At 46.5% G+C, this 20,350-nt stretch carries 15 protein-coding genes and 1 pseudogene; 15 read left to right on the top strand and 1 reads right to left on the bottom strand.

The features are described 5' to 3' along the window. The first annotated feature begins 34 nt into the window (after nt 1–34). The 13 genes from AC58QM_RS28245 to AC58QM_RS28185 all read left to right on the top strand — a co-directional run bounded on the left by AC58QM_RS28245 (nt 35) and on the right by AC58QM_RS28185 (nt 16,193). Nucleotides 35–1,627 (top strand): gamma-glutamyltransferase family protein, encoded by a 1,593-nt coding sequence (locus AC58QM_RS28245; RefSeq protein ID WP_497288238.1) that lies wholly within the window; start codon nt 35–37, stop codon nt 1,625–1,627. A gap of 35 nt (nt 1,628–1,662) precedes the next feature. Next, entirely contained in the window at nt 1,663–2,766 is a 1,104-nt protein-coding gene (locus tag AC58QM_RS28240) for an alanine racemase (protein WP_497288125.1), read from the top strand. Further along, nucleotides 2,763–4,061, top strand: a complete 1,299-nt coding sequence (locus AC58QM_RS28235; protein WP_497288124.1) for a M20 family metallopeptidase — start codon at nt 2,763–2,765, stop codon at nt 4,059–4,061. The genes AC58QM_RS28240 and AC58QM_RS28235 overlap by 4 nt, the downstream gene beginning before the upstream one ends. A 28-nt stretch (nt 4,062–4,089) precedes the next feature. Next, entirely contained in the window at nt 4,090–4,473 is a 384-nt protein-coding gene (locus AC58QM_RS28230; RefSeq protein WP_497288123.1) for a RidA family protein, read from the top strand. Between the two features lie 2 nt (nt 4,474–4,475). Beyond that, nucleotides 4,476–5,228: a meso-2,3-butanediol dehydrogenase gene (gene budC, locus AC58QM_RS28225; RefSeq protein WP_497288122.1), complete on the top strand. Its 753-nt coding sequence runs from the start codon at nt 4,476–4,478 to the stop codon at nt 5,226–5,228. Nucleotides 5,229–5,245: 17 nt separating this feature from the next. Beyond that, nucleotides 5,246–6,592 carry a DegT/DnrJ/EryC1/StrS family aminotransferase gene (locus AC58QM_RS28220; RefSeq protein ID WP_497288121.1) on the top strand — a complete coding sequence of 449 codons (1,347 nt, stop codon included), beginning with the start codon at nt 5,246–5,248 and terminating at the stop codon, nt 6,590–6,592. A 552-nt stretch (nt 6,593–7,144) separates the two neighbouring features. Next, nucleotides 7,145–7,525: a MerR family transcriptional regulator gene (locus AC58QM_RS28215; RefSeq protein ID WP_497288120.1), complete on the top strand. Its 381-nt coding sequence runs from the start codon at nt 7,145–7,147 to the stop codon at nt 7,523–7,525. Nucleotides 7,526–7,527: 2 nt separating this feature from the next. Next, nucleotides 7,528–8,499 (top strand): oxidoreductase, encoded by a 972-nt coding sequence (locus AC58QM_RS28210; protein ID WP_497288119.1) that lies wholly within the window; start codon nt 7,528–7,530, stop codon nt 8,497–8,499. A 909-nt stretch (nt 8,500–9,408) separates the two neighbouring features. Continuing rightward, the gene (locus AC58QM_RS28205) at nt 9,409–11,139 is read left to right on the top strand and encodes a sensor histidine kinase (protein WP_497288118.1); all 1,731 of its coding nucleotides are present in this window, start codon (nt 9,409–9,411) and stop codon (nt 11,137–11,139) included. A 4-nt stretch (nt 11,140–11,143) separates the two neighbouring features. Then, nucleotides 11,144–12,496, top strand: coding sequence for a response regulator (locus AC58QM_RS28200; RefSeq protein WP_173120182.1), 1,353 nt, complete (start codon nt 11,144–11,146; stop codon nt 12,494–12,496). Nucleotides 12,497–12,659: 163 nt separating this feature from the next. Continuing rightward, a complete protein-coding gene (locus AC58QM_RS28195) occupies nt 12,660–14,333 on the top strand; it encodes an extracellular solute-binding protein (protein WP_497288117.1) in 1,674 nt (557 codons plus the stop codon). 66 nt (nt 14,334–14,399) lie between these two features. After that, nucleotides 14,400–15,290 (top strand): ABC transporter permease, encoded by an 891-nt coding sequence (locus AC58QM_RS28190; protein ID WP_497288116.1) that lies wholly within the window; start codon nt 14,400–14,402, stop codon nt 15,288–15,290. An 18-nt stretch (nt 15,291–15,308) separates the two neighbouring features. Continuing rightward, entirely contained in the window at nt 15,309–16,193 is an 885-nt protein-coding gene (locus tag AC58QM_RS28185; RefSeq protein ID WP_497288237.1) for a carbohydrate ABC transporter permease, read from the top strand. Nucleotides 16,194–16,414: 221 nt separating this feature from the next. On the opposite strand, the gene AC58QM_RS28180 is transcribed toward AC58QM_RS28185, so the two are convergent. Next, on the bottom strand, nt 16,415–17,452 hold the full coding sequence (locus AC58QM_RS28180) for a YheC/YheD family endospore coat-associated protein (protein ID WP_497288115.1): 1,038 nt from the start codon (nt 17,450–17,452) through the stop codon (nt 16,415–16,417). Between the two features lie 203 nt (nt 17,453–17,655). Here AC58QM_RS28180 and AC58QM_RS28175 point away from each other — a divergent pair, with 203 nt between their 5' ends. Both AC58QM_RS28175 and AC58QM_RS28170 read left to right on the top strand, forming a co-directional pair. Next, on the top strand, nt 17,656–19,131 hold the full coding sequence (locus tag AC58QM_RS28175) for a collagen-like protein (RefSeq protein ID WP_497288114.1): 1,476 nt from the start codon (nt 17,656–17,658) through the stop codon (nt 19,129–19,131). A gap of 688 nt (nt 19,132–19,819) precedes the next feature. Next, a pseudogene (locus tag AC58QM_RS28170) lies at nt 19,820–20,350 on the top strand (hypothetical protein); the annotation flags it as partial.

Below are 20,350 nucleotides of genomic sequence, written 5' to 3'. Positions count from 1 at the left end.
CGTAGAGGAGAGGCTATCGTTGGATTTCGATGTGATGAATGATCCGTACTCATCCCGCCGTTCCGCCATATTTGCTGGAAACGGGATGGTTGCAACTTCGCAGCCGCTTGCGGCCCAAGCAGGTCTTGACATGTTGAAAAAGGGCGGAAACGCCGTTGATGCAGCGATTGCTGCAGCAGCGGCCCTGACCGTTGTGGAGCCCACCTCCAACGGGATTGGAGGAGATGCATTCGCCTTGGTCTGGTATCAAGGAAAGCTCCACGGCTTGAATGCTAGCGGGCCAGCTCCACAGCGTATATCAATTGATTCGTTACGGGAAGCGGGATTTGATCGAATGCCCATGTATGGTTTCAGCCCGGTTACCGTTCCGGGTGCTCCTGCCGCTTGGGCGGAATTGGCTGCAGCATTCGGGAAGCTACCCTTAGCGGAAGTGATGCAGCCAGCCATTCGATATGCGGAAGAGGGATTCCCGCTTTCCCCTGTTGTTGGGAGCTCCTGGCAAGGAGCGATCGGATATTTTCGCGAAAGACTGCAAGGACCTGAATTTCAAGCATTGTTTGATACGTTCGCACCGAAAGGCAAGGTTCCGGGAATCGGAGAAATCTGGTCTTCTCCGGATCATGCTAAGACCCTTAGGATCATCGCGGAAACGAACGCCGAAGCTTTCTACCGCGGTGAATTAGCAGAAAAGCTCGACCAATTCTCCAAACAGTACAATGGGTATTTACACATAGAGGATCTAGTGGCTTACAAGCCGGAATGGGTCGAGCCGATCAGTGTGAACTATCGCGGGTATGACGTATGGGAGCTTCCGCCTAATGGGAGCGGGTTGGTGACTTTGATGGCGCTCAATATTCTCAAAGGATTCGAGTTTACGCAGCGCGATACCGTCGATACGTACCATAAGCAGCTAGAAGCAATGAAGCTCGCGTATGCGGACGGAAAGGCGTACATATCCGATCCGCGGACCATGTCCGTACGGCCGGAAGAGCTGCTTTCGGATGCCTATGCAAAAGAGCGCCGCCGCCTCATTGGATCGTCGGCGCTGCAACCGGCGCCCGGTCGACCGCCGCAAGGCGGGACGGTTTATCTATGCACTGCGGATGGGGACGGAAATATGGTTTCCTTCATCCAAAGCAATTACATGGGTTTTGGGTCCGGTCTTGTCGTTCCGGGTACGGGAATCGCTCTGCACAACCGGGGGTACAGCTTTTCGCTGGAGAAGGACCATTGCAACTCGCTTGAACCGGGCAAGAAGCCATATCACACCATCATACCCGGTTTTCTCAGCAAAAATGGCCTGGCAGTCGGACCGTTCGGAGTGATGGGGGGAGCAATGCAGCCGCAGGGCCATCTGCAGGTCCTGATGAATACCATCGATTTCCATCTCCATCCTCAGGCGGCATTGGACGCCCCGCGGTGGCAATGGGTAGAAGGGAAAACCGTAGAGTTTGAACTTACAACTCCCCGCAGCATCGTCGACAAGCTCGCCAGAATGGGCCACGATATCCGATGGTCCCCAAACTCCGGAAGCTTTGGCAGGGGCCAGATCATCTGGCGTTTGGAGAACGGCACGTTGATTGGAGGTACCGAGCCCCGGACGGACGGTCAGATTGCGGCTTGGTGAATTGTGACAATCTTTTCATTCAGGAGGCCAACATCATGCAAATTAAGGAACTGGACACCCCGTTCGTCTTGATCGATCTAGAACGCTTGGACGCAAATATCCGCGACATGCAGCAGATCGCAGATTTGGGAAGGGTCAGGCTGCGGCCACATGCCAAAACACATAAGCTGCCCGAGGTCGCCCGCCTGCAAATCGAGGCTGGGGCGGCGGGCATCACCGTCGCTAAGCTTGGGGAGGCGGAGGTGATGGTGGACGGGGGCGTTCGCGACATCCTGATCGCCTATCCGATCATTGGTCGCCGAAAGATCGAGCGACTGGCCGCGCTACTGCCGCGGGCGGCGATTACCGTTGCGGTGGAAAGCGAGGAAGGTATTGAGGCGGCGGCGGAAGCCGGCCGGCTTGCGGGACGCCGAGTTGCAGTCCTGATCGAAGTGGACAGCGGCTTCGGGCGGGTAGGTGTAAAGCCGGATTCAGGCCTCTTGCGCGCGATGGCAGCCCGCATTACGAAGGAGCCGTCGCTTGAGTTGAAAGGGCTTCTTACGTTCGCCGGCCAGTCTTATGATACAGAAAGCGACGAGGAGCGTCGGCGGATTGCAGCTCATGAGGCGGGGACCGTCGAACGGCTGGCCGCCTTGCTGGAGGCGGAAGGCTACCAGATGGAGATTGTAAGCGCGGGATCGACGCCTTCCAGTCGTTTTGTCGCCGGCTTGCCCGGTGTTACGGAGCTTCGGCCGGGTACGTACGTGTTCGGTGATCTGATGCAAGTGAAGCTCGGCGCACATCAGCTGGACCATTGCGCGCTTTCCGTATACACCACCATAATCAGTAGGCCTGCGCCGGACCGTGCGGTTGTCGATGCTGGAACGAAGCTGTTCACGAGCGACGGAGATGACTCGCCAATTGGGACGGGACGCGGCTATGCGATCGGTCATCCGGACGTGACGCTCGAATGGATGACTGAGGAGCACGGTATGCTGCATCTTGGAGAAGCCGCACGCGGACTGCGCATCGGCGACCGGCTGGCCTTCATACCAGTCCATTGCTGCGGGGTTATCAACATGACGGACCGTGTAGCCACCGTGCGTGGCGGCGAGGTCGAAGCATTCTGGAACGTCACTGCGAGGGGGAAATTTCAATGACACTATTCGAACACATCTTACCCGATCTGGATGCGCGCATTGCCGAATGGGTGTCTTCGAACAAGGATGACCTGATCGAGTTGACATCCGTTCTTATCCGCCAATCGACGGTAAATCAGGTGTTCGACGGGACCGAGCAGGAATGTCAGGAGTTGCTGTATGACTTGATGCGGCGATGGGGACTCAAGACGGAGCTGTATTCGCCGGAGGATGTACCAGGCTTCCGGGAGCATCCCGCGTATTTCCCCGGCAAAGATTACCGACATAGACCGAACGTGCACGGCAGGCACCGAGGGACGGGCGGTGGCCGTTCGCTTCTATTCTCGAGCCACATCGATACAGCGGTCGTTGCTCCCGGATGGTCTGTTTCCCCGTGGGAGCCTTATGTAAGCGAGGGGCGCCTGTACGGGCTGGGCTCATACGATATGAAGGGGGGCTTGGCAGCTTCAATGATGGCCTTACGCTGCGTAAGGGAGCTCGGCGTGCCGCTGGCTGGCGACGTCATCGTGGAGTCAGTCGTCGACGAGGAGTTCGGCGGAGCGAACGGTACGCTAGCCGGGCGCCTGAAGGACGTTCATGCCGATGCGGCTATCGTGCCGGAGCCGACGAATTTGGTTGTCTGTCCCGCTGCGCGTGGCGGAGCCTTATGGCGATTGACGTTCTGCGGAAATACCGGGCTTTCGTTCAATGGGGAAGCGATCCATAACCCGCTTTTCGACGTCGGCCGCTTTCTCGTCTTCTTGGAGCGGCATGAACGTGAACGGAGTGGGCTGCCCGGTCCTTCGCCATGGTATGGGGAGCCGGCGTCGCTGCCGATCATCCCCACCCGGCTGGAGGCGGGCGACTTGAGTGCTGCGCTGTGCGACGTTGGTCCCGAAGTCAGCCTTCTCGACATTTGGGTCGAGTGCTATCCGGGCGTGACCGAGGAAGAACTACGCAGTGAGCTGGTTGCCGGCTACCGGGAGATGTTCGGCGATATGGTATCAATTCCCGAATTTGCGAAGCTCATCCGTTTTCTGCCGGGCTCGGCGCTACCGCCGGAATCGCCCATTCTGGCAACCGCCATTCAGCAGACACAAAAGGTTCTGAACGCCGCCCCGGTCGTGCGCGGGGCACCCTTCGCTTGCGACTCATTTATGTTCAACCTGTACAGTCCAACGCCTGCACTCGTGCTTGGCCCAAGCGGTGCCAAAGCGCATGCGGCTGATGAATATGTCGAGCTGGAGTCCCTTTACCGTCTTACGGAGATATACGCCCGCATCATCGTGGAGTGGTGCGGCCCTAGGCACGACTAACGAAATTTTTCTGAGGAGGTACCCTACAATGAGAAAACCGGTTGTAACCGAGACCACTTCCAAGGGAGACGGCCCGTATTCGCAGGCGATCATATCAGGCGGACATGTGTACATATCCGGACAAGGTCCGCTTGATCTGGAAGGTCAGATCATCGGTGTCTCGATCGAGGAACAGGCGGAGAAAACGCTGGAGAACGTGCGTCGGATTCTGGAGGCCGCGGGCAGTTCGCTGGACGACGTTGTGAAAGCGAACGTGATATTGTCCGATATGGCCGACTTTGAGCGGTTTAATTCGGTGTATCGAAGTGTATTCTCTGCGCCTTACCCCGCTCGCACCTGCTTCGGCGGTCAGTTAGACGGCATACTCGTCGAGATAGACGTCGTCGCCGAGCTAGCGGAAGGGAAGGGATGACGATGCGCAGATTTGAAGGAAAAGTCGTCCTTGTCACTGGGGCAGGGCGGGGAATTGGCAGGGCTGTGGCTGAGCGGTTCGCCCTGGAAGGTGCGGCACTGGCCTTGGTCTCGAACGACGAGGCCAATTTAACGGAAGCTGTCAAAGAGCTGGAGGCGGTCGCAGCGGACATTTTTGCAGTTACGGCTGACGTGTCTGATACCGAACAAGTCCGTGAAGCAGTGGAACGGACCGTGAGCCGCTTCGGCCGAATCGATATATTGGTCAACAATGCTGGGATAGCTTGGGAAGAGCCGGTTCTGGATATTACCCCGGAGCATTGGCGCCGGATCATCGACGTGAATTTGAACGGCATGTTCTGGGTGGCTCAAGAGACGGCCAAAGTCATGGTTCGTCAACGGGAGGGCGTCATCCTGAATATGGCCTCCACCAACGGCCTCGTGGGTGAGGCGAAGTACGCACATTATAATGCGTCTAAAGGCGGCGTTGTGTTACTGACGAAGACGATGGCGATCGAGTTGGGTGCAAGCGGTATCCGTGTAAACGCGGTTTGCCCGGGCTACATACAGACGCCGATGTCCGAAACGATAGATGACACGCAATTTATCGAACAATATATTCGGGAAAAAATCCCGCTTGGACGTACCGGCAAACCAAGCGACGTGGCTGGCGTATTCGCATTCCTCGCTTCGGAGGATGCGGCGTTCGTTACCGGTGAGTGTCTTGTCGTGGACGGCGGGCAACTCGCCTTCTAAAGAAAGGGGGAGCACATGTGAAACAGGTAGAAGAAAAGCTCGCTCTACTGGGCGGACCGAAGACGGTTACAAAGGCGCACGAGGAGTTGTTTCGTTGGCCGATCATTACGAAAGAGGATGAAGAAGCAGTGCTGGAGGTGCTGCGTCGCGGCGGGATGTCGGGTACAGATGTCACCGAGCAGTTCGAACGGGAAATCGCCGATTGGCTCGGGGTTCCGTTTGCGCTTGGCTTCCATAACGGAACCGCTTCGCTGCAAGCGGCTATGTTCGGCTGCGGGGTCGGAGTCGGCGATGAGGTCATTGCTCCGGCGCTCACCTACTGGGCGACCGCGATGCCAGCGTTCTCGCTAGGTGCCTCCGTCGTATTTGCCGACATCGATCCCGTAACGCTAGGCCTCGATGCGACGGATATCGAGCGGAGGATCACGAGCCGCACGAAAGCGATCGTGGTGGTCCATTACCTGAGCCATCCAGCAGATATGGACCCGATTCTAAGTGTAGCAGCTAAGCACGGGGTGAAGGTGATTGAGGATGTCTCCCATGCGATAGGGGGACTCTATAAAGGACGTCCGCTCGGCACGATCGGGGACGTCGGCGCCATGTCCATGATGACCGGCAAAGCGTTCGCGATCGGCGAAGGCGGCATGCTGGTGACGAGGGACCGGACTGTGTATGAGCGGGCGATTGCCTTCGGCCATTACGAGCGGTATGGAACGAAGATCGAGACGCCGGAGCTCCAGCCGTATATGGGGCTTCCGCTCGGCGGCATTAAGTACAGGATGCATCAGCTCAGCTCGGCTGTCGGCCGCGTGCAGCTGAAGTATTATGAAAAGCGCATCGCCGAAATCGAGCGGGCGATGTCTTACTTCTGGGAAGGGCTGAGCGGGCTGCCCGGAGTCAAACCTCATCGTCCGGAAGCAGGATCCGGCAGTCGCAACGGAGGGTGGTACGCCGCCCGCGGTCGATATGAGCCGGAGGCGCTAGGCGGCTTGTCTGTGACCGGCTTTTGCGCCGCCTTGCGAGCAGAGGGAGTGTTTAGTGTAAGTCCAGGATGCAATTTGCCTTTGCATTTGCATCCCTTTTTCCAGAATGCAGATGTATACGGACATGGCAAACCGACGATTTTAGCCCATGCGAACCGCGATTTGAGGCAACCCGAGGGCAGTCTGCCGGTGACGGAGTCAATCTCAGCGCGACTGTTCGCGCTTCCCTGGTTCAAGCACGAGTGGCGCGACCAAATCGATGAATACGTGCTAGCCTTCCGCAAAGTGATCGCCCAGCATCGGGAGCTGCTAACCGTCGACACCGGCAACCCGCCTACTTTAGGTGGCTGGCACTTTTTTAATCACAGCTCGGAAAATTAATAAATAGGTCGCCGCAGGCAAGTTTGCAGAGAATACTACAAAGAGAGAAGTAGTAAGGTGATAATTCCGCAGGAAGTGTCCAATGACACAAATGTGCCTACATAATTTTAAATGCAAATGCCTGAGGAATCAGGCTTTTTTATTTTTATGTGAGAGGATTTGTGCCATTAAAAAATGAGCAATTGTTTTAGCATGTAGTATTGCGACACAAATTCACCTACTTTATAGGATTTCGATTTTGGGATTGGATCACACAAGGAATTCTCCGATTGCCAACAAGATAAACTTAACCGATCCGCTAACGAGTAGAATAACTCAACTTCAGTCGGATAAACTATCCAGTAATAATGAGCTTTCCTTCTATTGTATTGATATTTCATATTTCATATTTCATTGTGATCTCCTGACGCATAACCTTTTTATCATCGTCGAGAAAAACGCTCTCATCCGAAAATAGAAGTAAATATGTTAACATGGAGTAAACTCCATATCTTAAGATACGGATACGGTTGAAAAAGAACAGCTTAACGGGGATTAGAGAGGAGGCAGAAGTTGGAGCTTACATTTTCAATCGCAGAGATTTCGGAAAAGTCAGGACTCAGTTACGACACGATACGGTATTATGTAAAGATTGGCCTACTACCGCCGACGAAGCGAAAGGAAAACGGACAGAGGGAATATGGCACAATTCATCTCGAACGTCTAGTTTTTATTTCACATCTCAAACGAACCGGCATGCCGTTAAGCGAAATTAAACATTACATGTCCTTGGCAACTGTTCAAAATTATGAGAAATGCTATGACGTACTTTATAAGCATAAACTCGAAATTGAATCGCAAATGGTGGAAATAAAGGCAACGTTGGAATTAATGAATTATAAGCTTGATCATTTTATGGACCTAATGAAGAAATCCAGACTAGGAGGAGAATGAACATGCAAGAAGATAACAACTATCAAATTACACCTCAAGAACCAATCCATTCGGGCTTTGGTTCCCAAACAACAGCACGGAAAGTACTTGAAGGCTATGATTTGAATGGGAAAATCGTCATCGTAACTGGCGGGTACTCAGGCGTTGGACTTGAAACAACCCGCGCCCTAGCTGAGGCTGGTGCAACAGTCATTGTACCCGCACGTACACCAGAGAAAGCTCTGACATCGGTTGCAGGCATCCCAAGAGTTGAGCTAGAAGAGTTGGATCTGATCGATCCAGCTTCAATCGAGGCATTTGCGCAGAAGTTTCTGGACTCTGGACGGCCGCTGGATATCCTTATTAATAATGCCGGTATCATGGCTCCTCCCTTAGAACGTGACGCACGCGGTTACGAATCCCAATTTGCAACCAATCATTTGGGTCACTTTCAGTTAACGTTACTACTATGGCCGGCCTTGAAAAAGGCAAAAAACGCGCGGGTAGTTTCTGTTTCGTCAACAGGTATCCGCTTCGGTGGCGTTGATTTCGAGGATCCAAATTTTGAACACAGGGAATACGATAAATGGAAGGCCTATGGCCAGTCCAAATCTGCTAACGCGCTTTTTGCCGTTGCACTGGACAAGCGCGGTCAAGCGCATGGTATCCGAGCGTTTTCTGTACATCCAGGAAGAATTATGACCGATTTAGTGCGTTTTATGTCAGAAGAGGAAAGGGCTGCAGCAACTGGAGAACTAAAGACAACTGAGCAGGGTGCTGCTACTAGCGTGTGGTGCGCAACCAGTCCTCAACTTGAGGGCAAAGGAGGCGTTTTCTGCTTAGATGTTGATATTGCCGAAGTCATTACGGCAGAAGCTCCACAAGGATTGAGTCAAAAGTTAACAGGTGTATTTCCTTGGGCGATTGATCCGGAATTTGCGGAACGACTTTGGCAAATTAGCGAGAAGTTGACCCGCATAAAATTTACGGATTAAGCAGTTATGTTTGAAGATTGAAAAATGTCCGAGATTTAATCAAACTAACGACGTAACTTATCAGAAATGTTATTTCGCTAACATAGCTTTCCAGCACTAGAGAAACGAAGTCACTATGAAAGACTTGATTATTAGAGGAAATCTAATACAAAATACAGAACATATGCAAAACTTAGGTTATCTAAGTTCACGATATAATTCTTGCTTCTTATTTTAATGAAATAACGTATGTGAAATTTTTAAACAGGGGGAGATAATATGTTGCTTTTAATAGCAGCCATCGTATCTATTGTTACATGGATTGCGGTATCCCGAGAACTTGTAAAATCTTCAGAAGAGAAAAACAAAGGAAAAATAATAACTTTAATATCCGCATGTACCTTATCAACGATAGTTCTGACCATTTCATTTTTTTGAAATATCCAGTATTAAAAATCACCTATAAATAGTTAGATGTATTACTAAAGGATAGGTTAATATAATAAGCAAAAAAATAAAAATAGAACTTCCAATTTTATGGAAGTTCTATTTTTAACTAGTTCATAGACAGAAATTATAAGAAATTTGTTGAAAGTGATGGTCATTTGTTTAAAGGTATTCAAGATACTCAATTTCCGTCGGATCTTGAAGAATTAGGTCGCTGAAAGACACCACTTCAAAATATAAATTACAAATCAATTTTATAAGAAAAGCCAGCAAACCCTTGAGCCCTTGAGTTTGCTGGCTTCTTGCGCTTCAAAACTATTTGTCATCGAACACAACCACCCATCATCATCCCGTGAACGCCTATTTATTTTCTTGTATGTATGGAGGAAGTCATTAGTCATAACACCACCTATTATATCGTTTAGGGAGTTCTAGTTAAAAACAGTGATCCATGGTAATATCTTTTTTGAACGGAGGAGACTCATGAATCTAAACTCATTAGCAGCTCGCTTCAAACAGGTCACTTTTAAGAAAAGAATTATTTCTATTTTTCTCCTCAGCATTCTAATTCCTTTTATATGTCTTGGAGTTGTATCTCTCTACACGATTAATTCGATCATTACCAATAAAGTTGAAAGCTCCATCCAGAGCAGCTTGAAGCAGGAATTGTTGGCAATGGAAAACACATTGAATAACGTAAACCATGTTTCACAACAGATCGCTTTTGGCGGTGGGACCAATAGGCTGTCTGAACAGCTGCAGCATGAGACCGACCCCTATGAGCTGATAAGACTTCGTAATGAGATTAAGAGTGAACTGAATGTTATTACCTTCTCCAATCCGAATGTAGGTTTAACGATGTATTACTACCCGGATAATGGTTCATACGATTTCGAGAATTTTGTAGTCAGGGATCAATTTAATCCGGAACAGCTTCCAATTATGTCTAAATATCCGGAAATTACTTACTATGGTCCTCACAAAAGCTACAACAGGTCCATTAATCAGTTGGTATTTAGCACAATGAGGAAAGTAAATTTACCGGAACAAAACGTTTATTTATACATTGAGACAGGTTTTAACGCCACCAAAAATTTATTTGCTTCTGAAAGCCAGCAAAATAAATCGCGACGGCTAGTTATTCTGGATAATGACGGAAGAATTGCTTTTAGTCAAGATAACCAAAATTTCCATGAAAATAGTTTGTTTCCCGATTTTAGCCCAGAGGACGAATCAGGTACTTATGGTCAATACGTTTGGTATAAAGAAACAAGTAATCAAGGTTGGAGCATCGTTTCGATTCTCCCCAAGAATATATTGAATCAGGAGAAGAACCAATGGTTATTCCAAATGACCGGTTTCTTCTTGATATTCGTTTTAGCAGCGGTACTGATGGCATGGTTATTGTGGAAAATGTTATATAAGCCTTTGGACAAGTTCAATACGGAAATTAAGTCCTTTATTCAGTCTAATTCCGAGGAACGCACAGATTTAACGTTTATACCGGAATTTGATTATTTGCTCTATCAAATACGTAACATGAAAAGGAAAATATGGGAATTATATGGGGAGATTGAACAGAAAGAAAAGCGGAGAGCGGATCTGGAGGTTGAGAAGCTACTGTATCAAATTAATCCGCATTTCCTTATGAATACGTTGGATACCGTCCATTGGCTGGCTATGATGAATGGGCAGGAAGAAATCGATAAACTAGTTCTATCCTTAAATAAACTGTTGAATTATAATCTTGGTAAAATGGGTGAAGCAACTACCATTGGCGGTGAGATTCAAGCCTTAAAGGAGTATCTGCAACTGCAAAAAATCCGATATGATTTCCAATTCGATGTCGACATTGATGTAGATGACGATGCGATGGCGTTTTCGATCCCCCGTTTTATTCTTCAGCCTTTGGTAGAGAATGCCCTTTATCATGGTGTTAGCGATGATGGATATATTCATGTAGCTATCCAGTTAAACGATGAGCTTGAGATTACCATCCAAGATAATGGCGCGGGGATGTCGCAAGAAAGGATCGATCAGTTGCTGCAAGATGATACGATGGAAAGTCAGAAAGTAGGAATGGGAATCGGCATGAAGTATGTGAAGCGTATCCTAGAAGCAAACTACGGGGAAAAGTCAAGATTTGAAATTAAAAGCGAGATTGGAAAAGGGACTGTCGTTTCTCTGCGCGTTCCTGTTTCAGGAGGTAATTAAAACTATGATTCGCGTGCTGATCGTAGACGATGAGAAGATCGTTCGTAAGGGACTGGTCTCCTTCATGCCCTGGCAGGATTTCGGAATGGTTGTTGCGGGTGAGGCCAATAATGGGGAGAACGCCCTGCAATTCATGGAGTCCAACAGGGTTGATTTATTACTTACAGACTTGTCTATGCCTGTTATGTCAGGAATCGAATTAATGAGAGAAGTGCGGCAAAGACATCCACATATTCAGATTGTGGTTTTGACGCTGCATCAGGATTTTGAATATGTGCAGGAGGCACTTCGACTGGGAGCCATTGATTATATTGCGAAGACTCAGCTGGAGAAAGAACAGTTTGAAGATGTATTGAGTAGAATTGCTTCACTCATGGTTATGAAGGATTCGTTAAATGGCCCTCCTATCCAACAGTATGAAATCGGCCGCGTGGATGAGTTGTTTGTATTATACGCATTACATCAACAAAGTGATGATTTGAAGTCGGCTATTTCCCTGCCTAAAGAAGCGGTTGAGGCCGATGTTGGCGTATGGTATTGGACGGACATGATGTCGAATGCTGTCGCGCCAAATCCGAATTATGCTCTTATTTGCTTTAAGGATCTGAAAGATATGGACCGGAAATCGCTTCTACGGCTTCTTCGGGTCTATCGAAAGAACGACTTGTTTTATGATTATGATCCATCCCTGCCCATTCAGTTCGTTAACAGCAGAATCATACTGAGTAGGGGAAATGATGAAATGGGTTATGAAATGAATACGGTGAAACAAAGATGGTTATCCTCAGAATGGATATTGGACGATCAAATTTTTGAACATATGATTCAAGAGCTAAGATTAATGAAGCTTCAACCTATTAGATTGACTAGAATTTTCTTTAGCTTAACGGATGAATGGAACCGACTTTATTATCAAATTCTTTCTAACCCCATAGTAGTGGAAGATTTCTTCTCCAGTTGGGTTCAATTTGAAGCATGGTTAAGAGCTTCAAGGGAAACGATACGACAAGCAAATTCAAAGCCTCAATATTCCATTGAGATTCAGAACAGCATTACGAAGGCGATGAATTTGGCACAACAAATGATGGATCAGCCTGTCAGCGCTGGAGAAATGGCGAAGATGGTCAATATGAGCAGCAGCTATTTTAGCCAGTGTTTCAAACAGATCGCAGGACAAAACTACACCGATTATATTCGGTATATACGCATGGAGAGAGCAAAGGAATATTTGAAAAATACAACAAAAACCATACAATGGATTGCGGAACAGGTCGGTTACAATGATGAAAAATATTTCAGCCGTTTATTTCGAGATCAGGTTGGTGTGCTGCCAAGCGATTATAGACAAAAAAAATAATAATAGGGTAGACATTCGTCCGAAAAAGAGGTAGAAATCTTTCGGGCGTTTTTTCTATTTTTGTGTATTTGTCAACCTGATTAGATATGGTCATCTAACTTGAGAATATGTGTTCAATGATAAAATGAGATTGTAAAGACGAATCGTTAGAGGGGGAAGGGCAATGAAAAAGATTTTGATGACGATAATAGCTGGGCTGCTTGTAACCACAAGTTTAAGTGCATGTGCCGATAAAAACGAAAGTACTAGCCCAAGTAGCAGTCCAACAAGTAAAGATGCCGAGGTGAAAGTGGATCTCATGGCGAAATTCCCAGAGCCTGTACAGGTTGCAATAGGTAGAGGAATTGACCCAAATTATAAGTATGGAGGCAGCGATACTGCAGAAAGCAACATTTACACGCGATGGATGAAAGATACGTATAACATTGCTGTCACACATGCGTGGGAAGCATCAAATACAGATTACAGTCAAAAAGTAAGCTTGGCTATCGCCAGCAATGATCTGCCGGATGCGATGTTGGTTAACGAATCCCAATTAAGGCAAATGGTGAAGGCAGGACAATTGGCCGATTTATCGGAAGTTTACAAAAAGTATGGAACCGACAGATTGAAAAAAATCTATGATTCAAATCCAGGACTGTTGGATGGAGTGACCTTTGACGGCAAATTGTATGCACTTCCTGAAACTACGCTGCCTTCAGCGCCGATGACCTGGATCCGGAAAGACTGGCTCGACAAGCTAGGGCTGCAGCCGCCTAAAACACTGAAAGATCTTGAGATCATTGCGAAAGCATTTATAGACAACAAAATGGGTGGAGAGAACACGCTTGGCATCGTTGGTACACAACAGGGAGGAGCTCTGTATTCCAACTTCCTTACTTCTGGAGACCATTATTTAAATTTCTCGCCGATGTTCTTTGCTAATAACGCTTACCCAGGTATCTGGGTCAAAGATAAGGACGGTAGTGCTGTATACGGATCCACCCTGCCGGAGACTAAACAATCGTTAGCCACAATGCGCGATTGGTATGCCAAAGGAATCCTGGATAAGGAAATGGGACTCCGGAAAAGCACGCAAGAGGTCATCTCAAGCGGGAAAACGGGAATATTCTTCGGACCATGGTGGTCTCCTTACAATTTGACGGATTCAATCAAGAACGATCCGAAAGCTAACTGGCGGCCATATGCGGCACCATTGGACGCATCAGGGAAATTTAACTCCAATCAAGCAACTGGTAGTTCGTTTATTGTTGTGAAGAAGGGATATAAACATCCAGAAGCCGTTATGAAAATGCTCAATATCCATGTAAACGAAAAAGATCCTAGTTATAAAACAGCTGTCGGCAAAGAAATGACTTCCCAGGAAATTCCTTTGTTCCTCATCATGGGTCATGGTGATCAATTGCAATATGCGGTCAAATCCAGCCAGAAGGTTCTGAAGGGCGAGATGAAGCTCGAGGAAGTTGATAAACTGAACTATGGGTTTGCTTTTGAACTAGCTTCTCATGTCAAAGCTGTTAAGAAAGAGCCTTTTGACAACTATGACATTCCAAATTGGAACCAAAATGATGAGTTCTTCACTCACCTGTATGCGCATTTGAACGGTGGATCTGCATTCGTTGATGCTCTTCCCAAAATCAATTGGGTGAAAAGCCTTGCAACTGCCCAAACGAAAACGATGCAATCCAGATGGGCAAACTTGAAGAAGATCGAAGACGAGACTTTCCTGAAAATCATTATGGGAAGCGCTCCAATCGATGAGTTTGATTCTTTCGTGAAAAAATGGAATGAACAAGGCGGCGATCAGATCACTAAGGAAGTAAATGAGTTGAAATAAAAATAGAATGAACAAGACGGGTGCCTTGCTCACTCGTCTTGTTCGATTTATTAAGGGGAGATTGACATGCTTAAACGAGGAGTCTACAAGCATTACTACCTCATGCTTCTGCCTGGATTGTTATGGCTTTTCTTTTGTAATCTGCTCCCAATGTACGGAATACTGATTGCATTTAAAGATTTTAACCCAGGTATTGGCTTATGGAAGTCATCTTGGATCGGATTGGAAAATTTCCGTTATATGTTCGAACTTGATGATAGTAAACAAATATTTCAGAATACGATTGTTATTGCTTTAATGAAAATGATTGGTAACTTGATCGTTCCCTTAGTATTTGCTCTTATGTTAAATGAAGTGAAAAACAGGTTGTTCAGCCGTTCGGTTCAAACAATTGTGTATTTGCCTCACTTTTTATCGTGGGTCATAATTGCTGGCATCATGCTGGATATTTTCTCTCTGACGGGTCCAATCAACCAGATGTTGTCTGGTCTCGGTGTTGACCCCATTCTGTTCTTTGCAAATGCTAATATTTTCCCTGGTCTCGTAGTCGCAAGTGATATTTGGAAGGAATTTGGTTTTGCCGCAATTATTTTTTTCGCGGCACTGACGTCCATTAACCCTGAAATGTACGAAGCCGCAGCCATAGATGGGGCTTCCCAGTTTAAACGGCTGATTAGCATTACGCTTCCGAGTATATTACCGGTTGCTGTTCTGCTGGGCACATTAAGCTTGGGAAACATTCTAAATGCCGGGTTCGATCAAATATTCAATCTATATAATCCGATCGTATATTCGACAGGTGATATTATTGATACCTGGGTCTATCGGGCAGGCTTACTTGATATGCAGTATGGATTGGCTACAGCGGTTGGACTTCTTAAATCGGTTGTCGGTCTAGTCTTGATATCCATCTCGTACGGATTAGCATACCGCTTTGCGAATTATCGAATTTTCTAATAGAAAGGTTTGATGATGATGATTGAAGAACGCTCATTTCTTTCTAGGATAGGAAATGGTGTTAATGTACTGCTTCTTATATTGATTACGCTCCTTTGTGTTTTACCCGTTTGGTACACATTAGTGGTCTCTCTGAGCGATAAAGCGGCAGTAGCTGCAGGGCACGTGTTTCTTTGGCCTCAAGGTTTTACATTTGGCTCATACCTAACAATTATTAGTGACGAGCAATTTTTTAGATCGTTCTTTATTTCCGTACAGCGTGTACTCTATGCAACCGTCATTACATTTTTCGTCGTGTTATTAATGGCATATCCGCTGGCCAAAACATCGAAAGATTTTAAACCGAGAAATGTCATCATGTGGCTTCTAATTTTTTGTATGCTATTTAACGGCGGGTTGATTCCGTGGTATATGACAATGAAAAGCCTCGGTATGATTAATAGTATTTGGGGTCTTGTGCTCGGAGGCGGCTTACCTGTTTTTAATGTCATACTGGTCATGAATTACTTCCGGAACTTGCCGAAGGAAATGGAAGAATCCGCTCTGATGGATGGCGCGGGACCGTGGCGTATTCTATTCGGCATATTTTTACCTTTATCAACACCTGTGCTGGCAACGATTCTGGTGTTTACCATTGTAGGTCATTGGAATGAATTTTTTCAAGCTCTCGTATTAATGACGAAGAATGAGAATTACCCTCTGCAGTCTTATATTCGGCAAGTAGCGCTCGTTATTGACCCTTCCAAAATGGACGCGGAATCCGCCAAGAGAATGACAACCTTATCCAACCAGACGTTGAATTCGGCGAAAATTTTCATTTCCATGCTTCCTCTATTGATGATTTATCCGTTTTTCCAAAAATACTTTGTTAAAGGAATAACGCTTGGTTCCGTCAAAGGCTAAATGTTTAGATTGGAGTTCATACCTATGCAAACTAGCGAAACGATTCATCCGGATAAAGGTAGTCTAAAATCGGTACAAACCAATGATTGGGAAATCGGTGAACGATAGCTAAACATCTGAAGGGCTGCCGACGTGGTAGCCCTTCACTCCGCTAACTGGCAGTTATCTTCAATTTTCAATTATATTTATTGAAGAGTGAGAAGGATATAAATAGTTACTTATCAGAGCTTAGAGAGATAATAAGCATATTCCAATGGTCTACTATGAATTAGTTTTTTATTTTTAAAATTCTTTAAGTCATTGTATATACTTTTTTGTGGTTGTCCATTAAGTTCTATAATCCTAAGATTACTATCTTGGTCAATGCCAAAATCCACGCTCAATTCTCCCAATGTACCCAAATGAATTTCTGCTTCTTGTGCGGCTTTTACACTTACATCTAGCAGTGATTGAAGAATGTCATTCACTTTTTCCTGCGAAAATAATTGGAGGAGAACCTCATCAACATTATAAATATGTTCACACATACTAGTGTTAAAATATCGTTTGTGCGCTACTCTACATGTTATTGTGGGGATCGTCCATTCTCCCGTAATTCCCTTTTGAACTAGGACGCGGACATCAAAATACTGATGATCAAGTTGACACATTGGAATCCCTTGCTGGACTATGTATGTCGTTGGTCCGAGAAGTTCATCCAATTTCTCCTGAATGCTTTCATTTTTTCTACAAATATATCTTGGAGCTAAGCTATGCAATGAAATGTGTATATCTTCATTTTCCATTATCTCAACCCGATATACCGACGTTCCTTTATTTCCATAAATTGGTTTTAAGTAGACGAGTTTATAGGACTCTAATAGTTCTGATATGTTCACTTCATTATATAGAAATGTCTCTGGTACATATGGTTCTAGATTAGATTGTACTAATAGGTTATAGAGATCCCATTTGTTGAAAAAATTGATAGTGTTGAAACACTTATTCCTGCCTATTGCTGCTTCAAAGCGTTGAATGTTGATTGGTTTTTTATTATAACAGCGGTTGTAGACGGCATTAGGAAATGGGAATGAACTTTGTGTCCATTTGCCTTTTTTTAAGCTAATTCCTATAATACGTTTTTTTTTCCACTGTATATCTGTTGGCGTGAAGGCGTAAAGTTTAATGTTGAGATTCACATATCTATGACAAAGATTCAATATCCTTTTTCTGCTACGCCTATTACTTACCATAATACCTATCAATGGGCGCTCGTCCATTCTTTTCACTCCCTAGTCATCTATCCTAAAATTATATAATGCAAACGCCATTAACTTTGTATGGGACACTCACATAGAAGGTCTAAAATATAAGAAAAATGGGTTTTATTCCCACTATTTTATTTTGGTAGGCATATACTGTGTCTATCTTTTTAGGCTATTAATATGATGAAATAGACTGACTACAGGGAGATGAGATTAGTATGGGAAAATGTAATTGCCCTCCAGGACCTCCGGGTCCTGAAGGACCGCGAGGCCCCCAAGGAGCAACAGGATCAACAGGACCAACAGGACCCGAAGGACCGCGAGGACTCCAAGGAGCAATAGGGCCAACAGGACCAAGAGGAGCAGAAGGACCACGAGGACCCGAAGGGCCAACAGGACCAAAAGGACCAACAGGAGCAGAAGGGCCGAGAGGACACCAAGGACCAGAAGGACCGCGTGGACCACGAGGATTCCAAGGCGAAACAGGAGCAGAAGGACCACGAGGATTCCAAGGTGCAACAGGAGCAGAAGGACCACGAGGATTCCAAGGTGCAACAGGTGGAACTGGAGCAACTGGAGCAACTGGAGCAACGGGTGGAGGAGCAACTGGAGCAACAGGAGCAACTGGTGCCACTGGACCTGCGGGTGGCCCAACCGGCCCAACTGGCCCAACTGGGGCAACAGGTGGAACAGGAGCAACAGGTGGAACAGGAGCAACAGGGGCAACAGGTGGAACAGGAGCAACTGGAGAAGCGGGAGCAGCAGGAGCAACGGGTGGAACAGGAGCAACAGGGACAACAGGTGGAACAGGAGCAACTGGAGAAGCGGGAGAAGCAGGAGCAACAGGGGCAACAGGTGGAACAGGAGCAACAGGTGGAACAGGAGCAACAGGGGCAACAGGTGGAACAGGAGCAACTGGAGCAACTGGAGAAGCGGGAGAAGCAGGAGCAACAGGGGCAACAGGTGGAACAGGAGCAACAGGGGCAACAGGTGGAACAGGAGCAACAGGGGCAACAGGTGGAACAGGAGCAACAGGGGCAACAGGTGGAACAGGAGCAACAGGGGCAACAGGTGGAACAGGAGCAACAGGGGCAACGGGTGGAACCGGAGCAACTGGGGCAACAGGTGGAACAGGAGCTACGGGAACATCAGGAGGACTTATTCCATTCTCTACAGGCATCATTCTGAGTGGTGCTACTGTAGTATCTGCTGCTCCAATTTTAATGGGATTTGGTAATCACACGGTTGAAGTTATCAACGGCTCTGGAGAATCAACGAGTCCACCCGAAGCAGGTGGTTTTGCATTCCCAATTCCCTTTGCGGGAACTATTCGGAATTTACAAATAAGCGCAGATTTACTGGTTGCTTCAGTGGTTTCAATAAATACGCTCGGTCTTCAATATGATTTTACTGTATTCCTAGCACCTTCCGTTCCAAATAATGGCATTGATCATATTTCTTCACCTTACGTGACAACTCCGCTGACTAGTTCAGTTAGATTCGGATTTCCAAATAATATAATTACTGCCGGCACTTTCCGTACAGCAACCAATATAAATCTGGTGGGAACATTAACAGTCGCAGCGGGTGATCGTATTGGAATTCGTGTAAGGACACTTGCTTCGACCGATCCCTCAGCAGCTGATGTTACTCAACTCTCATTTAGCGCTAGTTTATCTTATACTCCTTCTTAATAATAGCGTGCCCACCAAAATATGGGCTCCTTAATCAACAACCTTTAAAGAAAACGATTATTTTGTGTGATATGAGAAGGATCTGTCGTGGCAGATCCTTTTGTATTTACTTCTCAATAAGTATCTGTCATGAAGCCATTGTAATTTTTAAGAAATAGCACAAAAACTCCAAATATTATTTAATTTCGAAATATATTTTCACTAATATCTTCTAAAATAACGGAGTATTATAGCTCAATAAATATCAAAGTAGATTTTTCTTACCTTTGGAATATTAACCAAAAAAGAATTTTTTCTTAATTGTGTTAAACTGTCGGTTGTTATTCTTAACTGGAATTTATTGGAAATATCTGATTTATTTTTAAGTTATATCCAAAAATAAGGATAATTGCACGTATAGCAAACCGTAGCACAAGAAAAACACCATTATCTTTTCTAATTGAGACAAGTGTCTATTCCAGTCAACGATTGTCCACATACTTTATTGCTATGGAGGTGACATATGTTGAGTGTGTTCAGTACTGTAGAAAAAAAAGATCGAATATCTCAAAAATCTAAAATAATTCAAAGTACAAAATCAAAACTTAATAAAAAAGAGACTAGCCCAAAAAAAAAGAAAAAAACATCTGTAAGGTGTATGAAATGCCGTGTGAAGCCTTGTAAGTGTAAATCGTTTAAGAAGAAGGAAATGAATAAGTGTTGTAAAAGAGGCCCAAGAGGTTTACGTGGGGTTAAAGGCGATACGGGTACCGCTGGTACAACTGGTGCCACAGGAGCTATGGGAAAAGCTGGAGCCAATGGTGCGGCAGGAACTGCGGGTGTCACGGGTCTAACAGGATCCACTGGTGCAACTGGTGCCATGGGAGCTACGGGAAAAGCTGGAGCCACCGGTGCTACAGGAGGATTAGGTAGGACAGGAACTACGGGGGACACGGGTCCAAAGGGATTCATTGGTGCAACAGGTGCCTCAGGTGTAACAGGAGCAACAGGTTCCACTGGAGCTACCGGTGCAACTGGTGCAACTGGAGAAGCAGGAGGAGCGACAGGGAACACAGGTGCAACAGGTGCCACAGGTTCCACAGGTGTAACTGGAGCTACAGGAGCTACAGGGGTATCAGGAGCAACAGGATCTACTGGTGACACAGGCCCAATGGGATCTATTGGTGCAACTGGGGCAACAGGATCTACTGGTGCAACAGGGGTCACTGGTGCAACTGGA

Source organism: Paenibacillus sp. J22P165, from assembly GCF_059692015.1.
The sequence above is the reverse complement of the archived record's forward strand: the minus strand, read 5'-3'. Positions and strand labels throughout refer to the sequence as shown.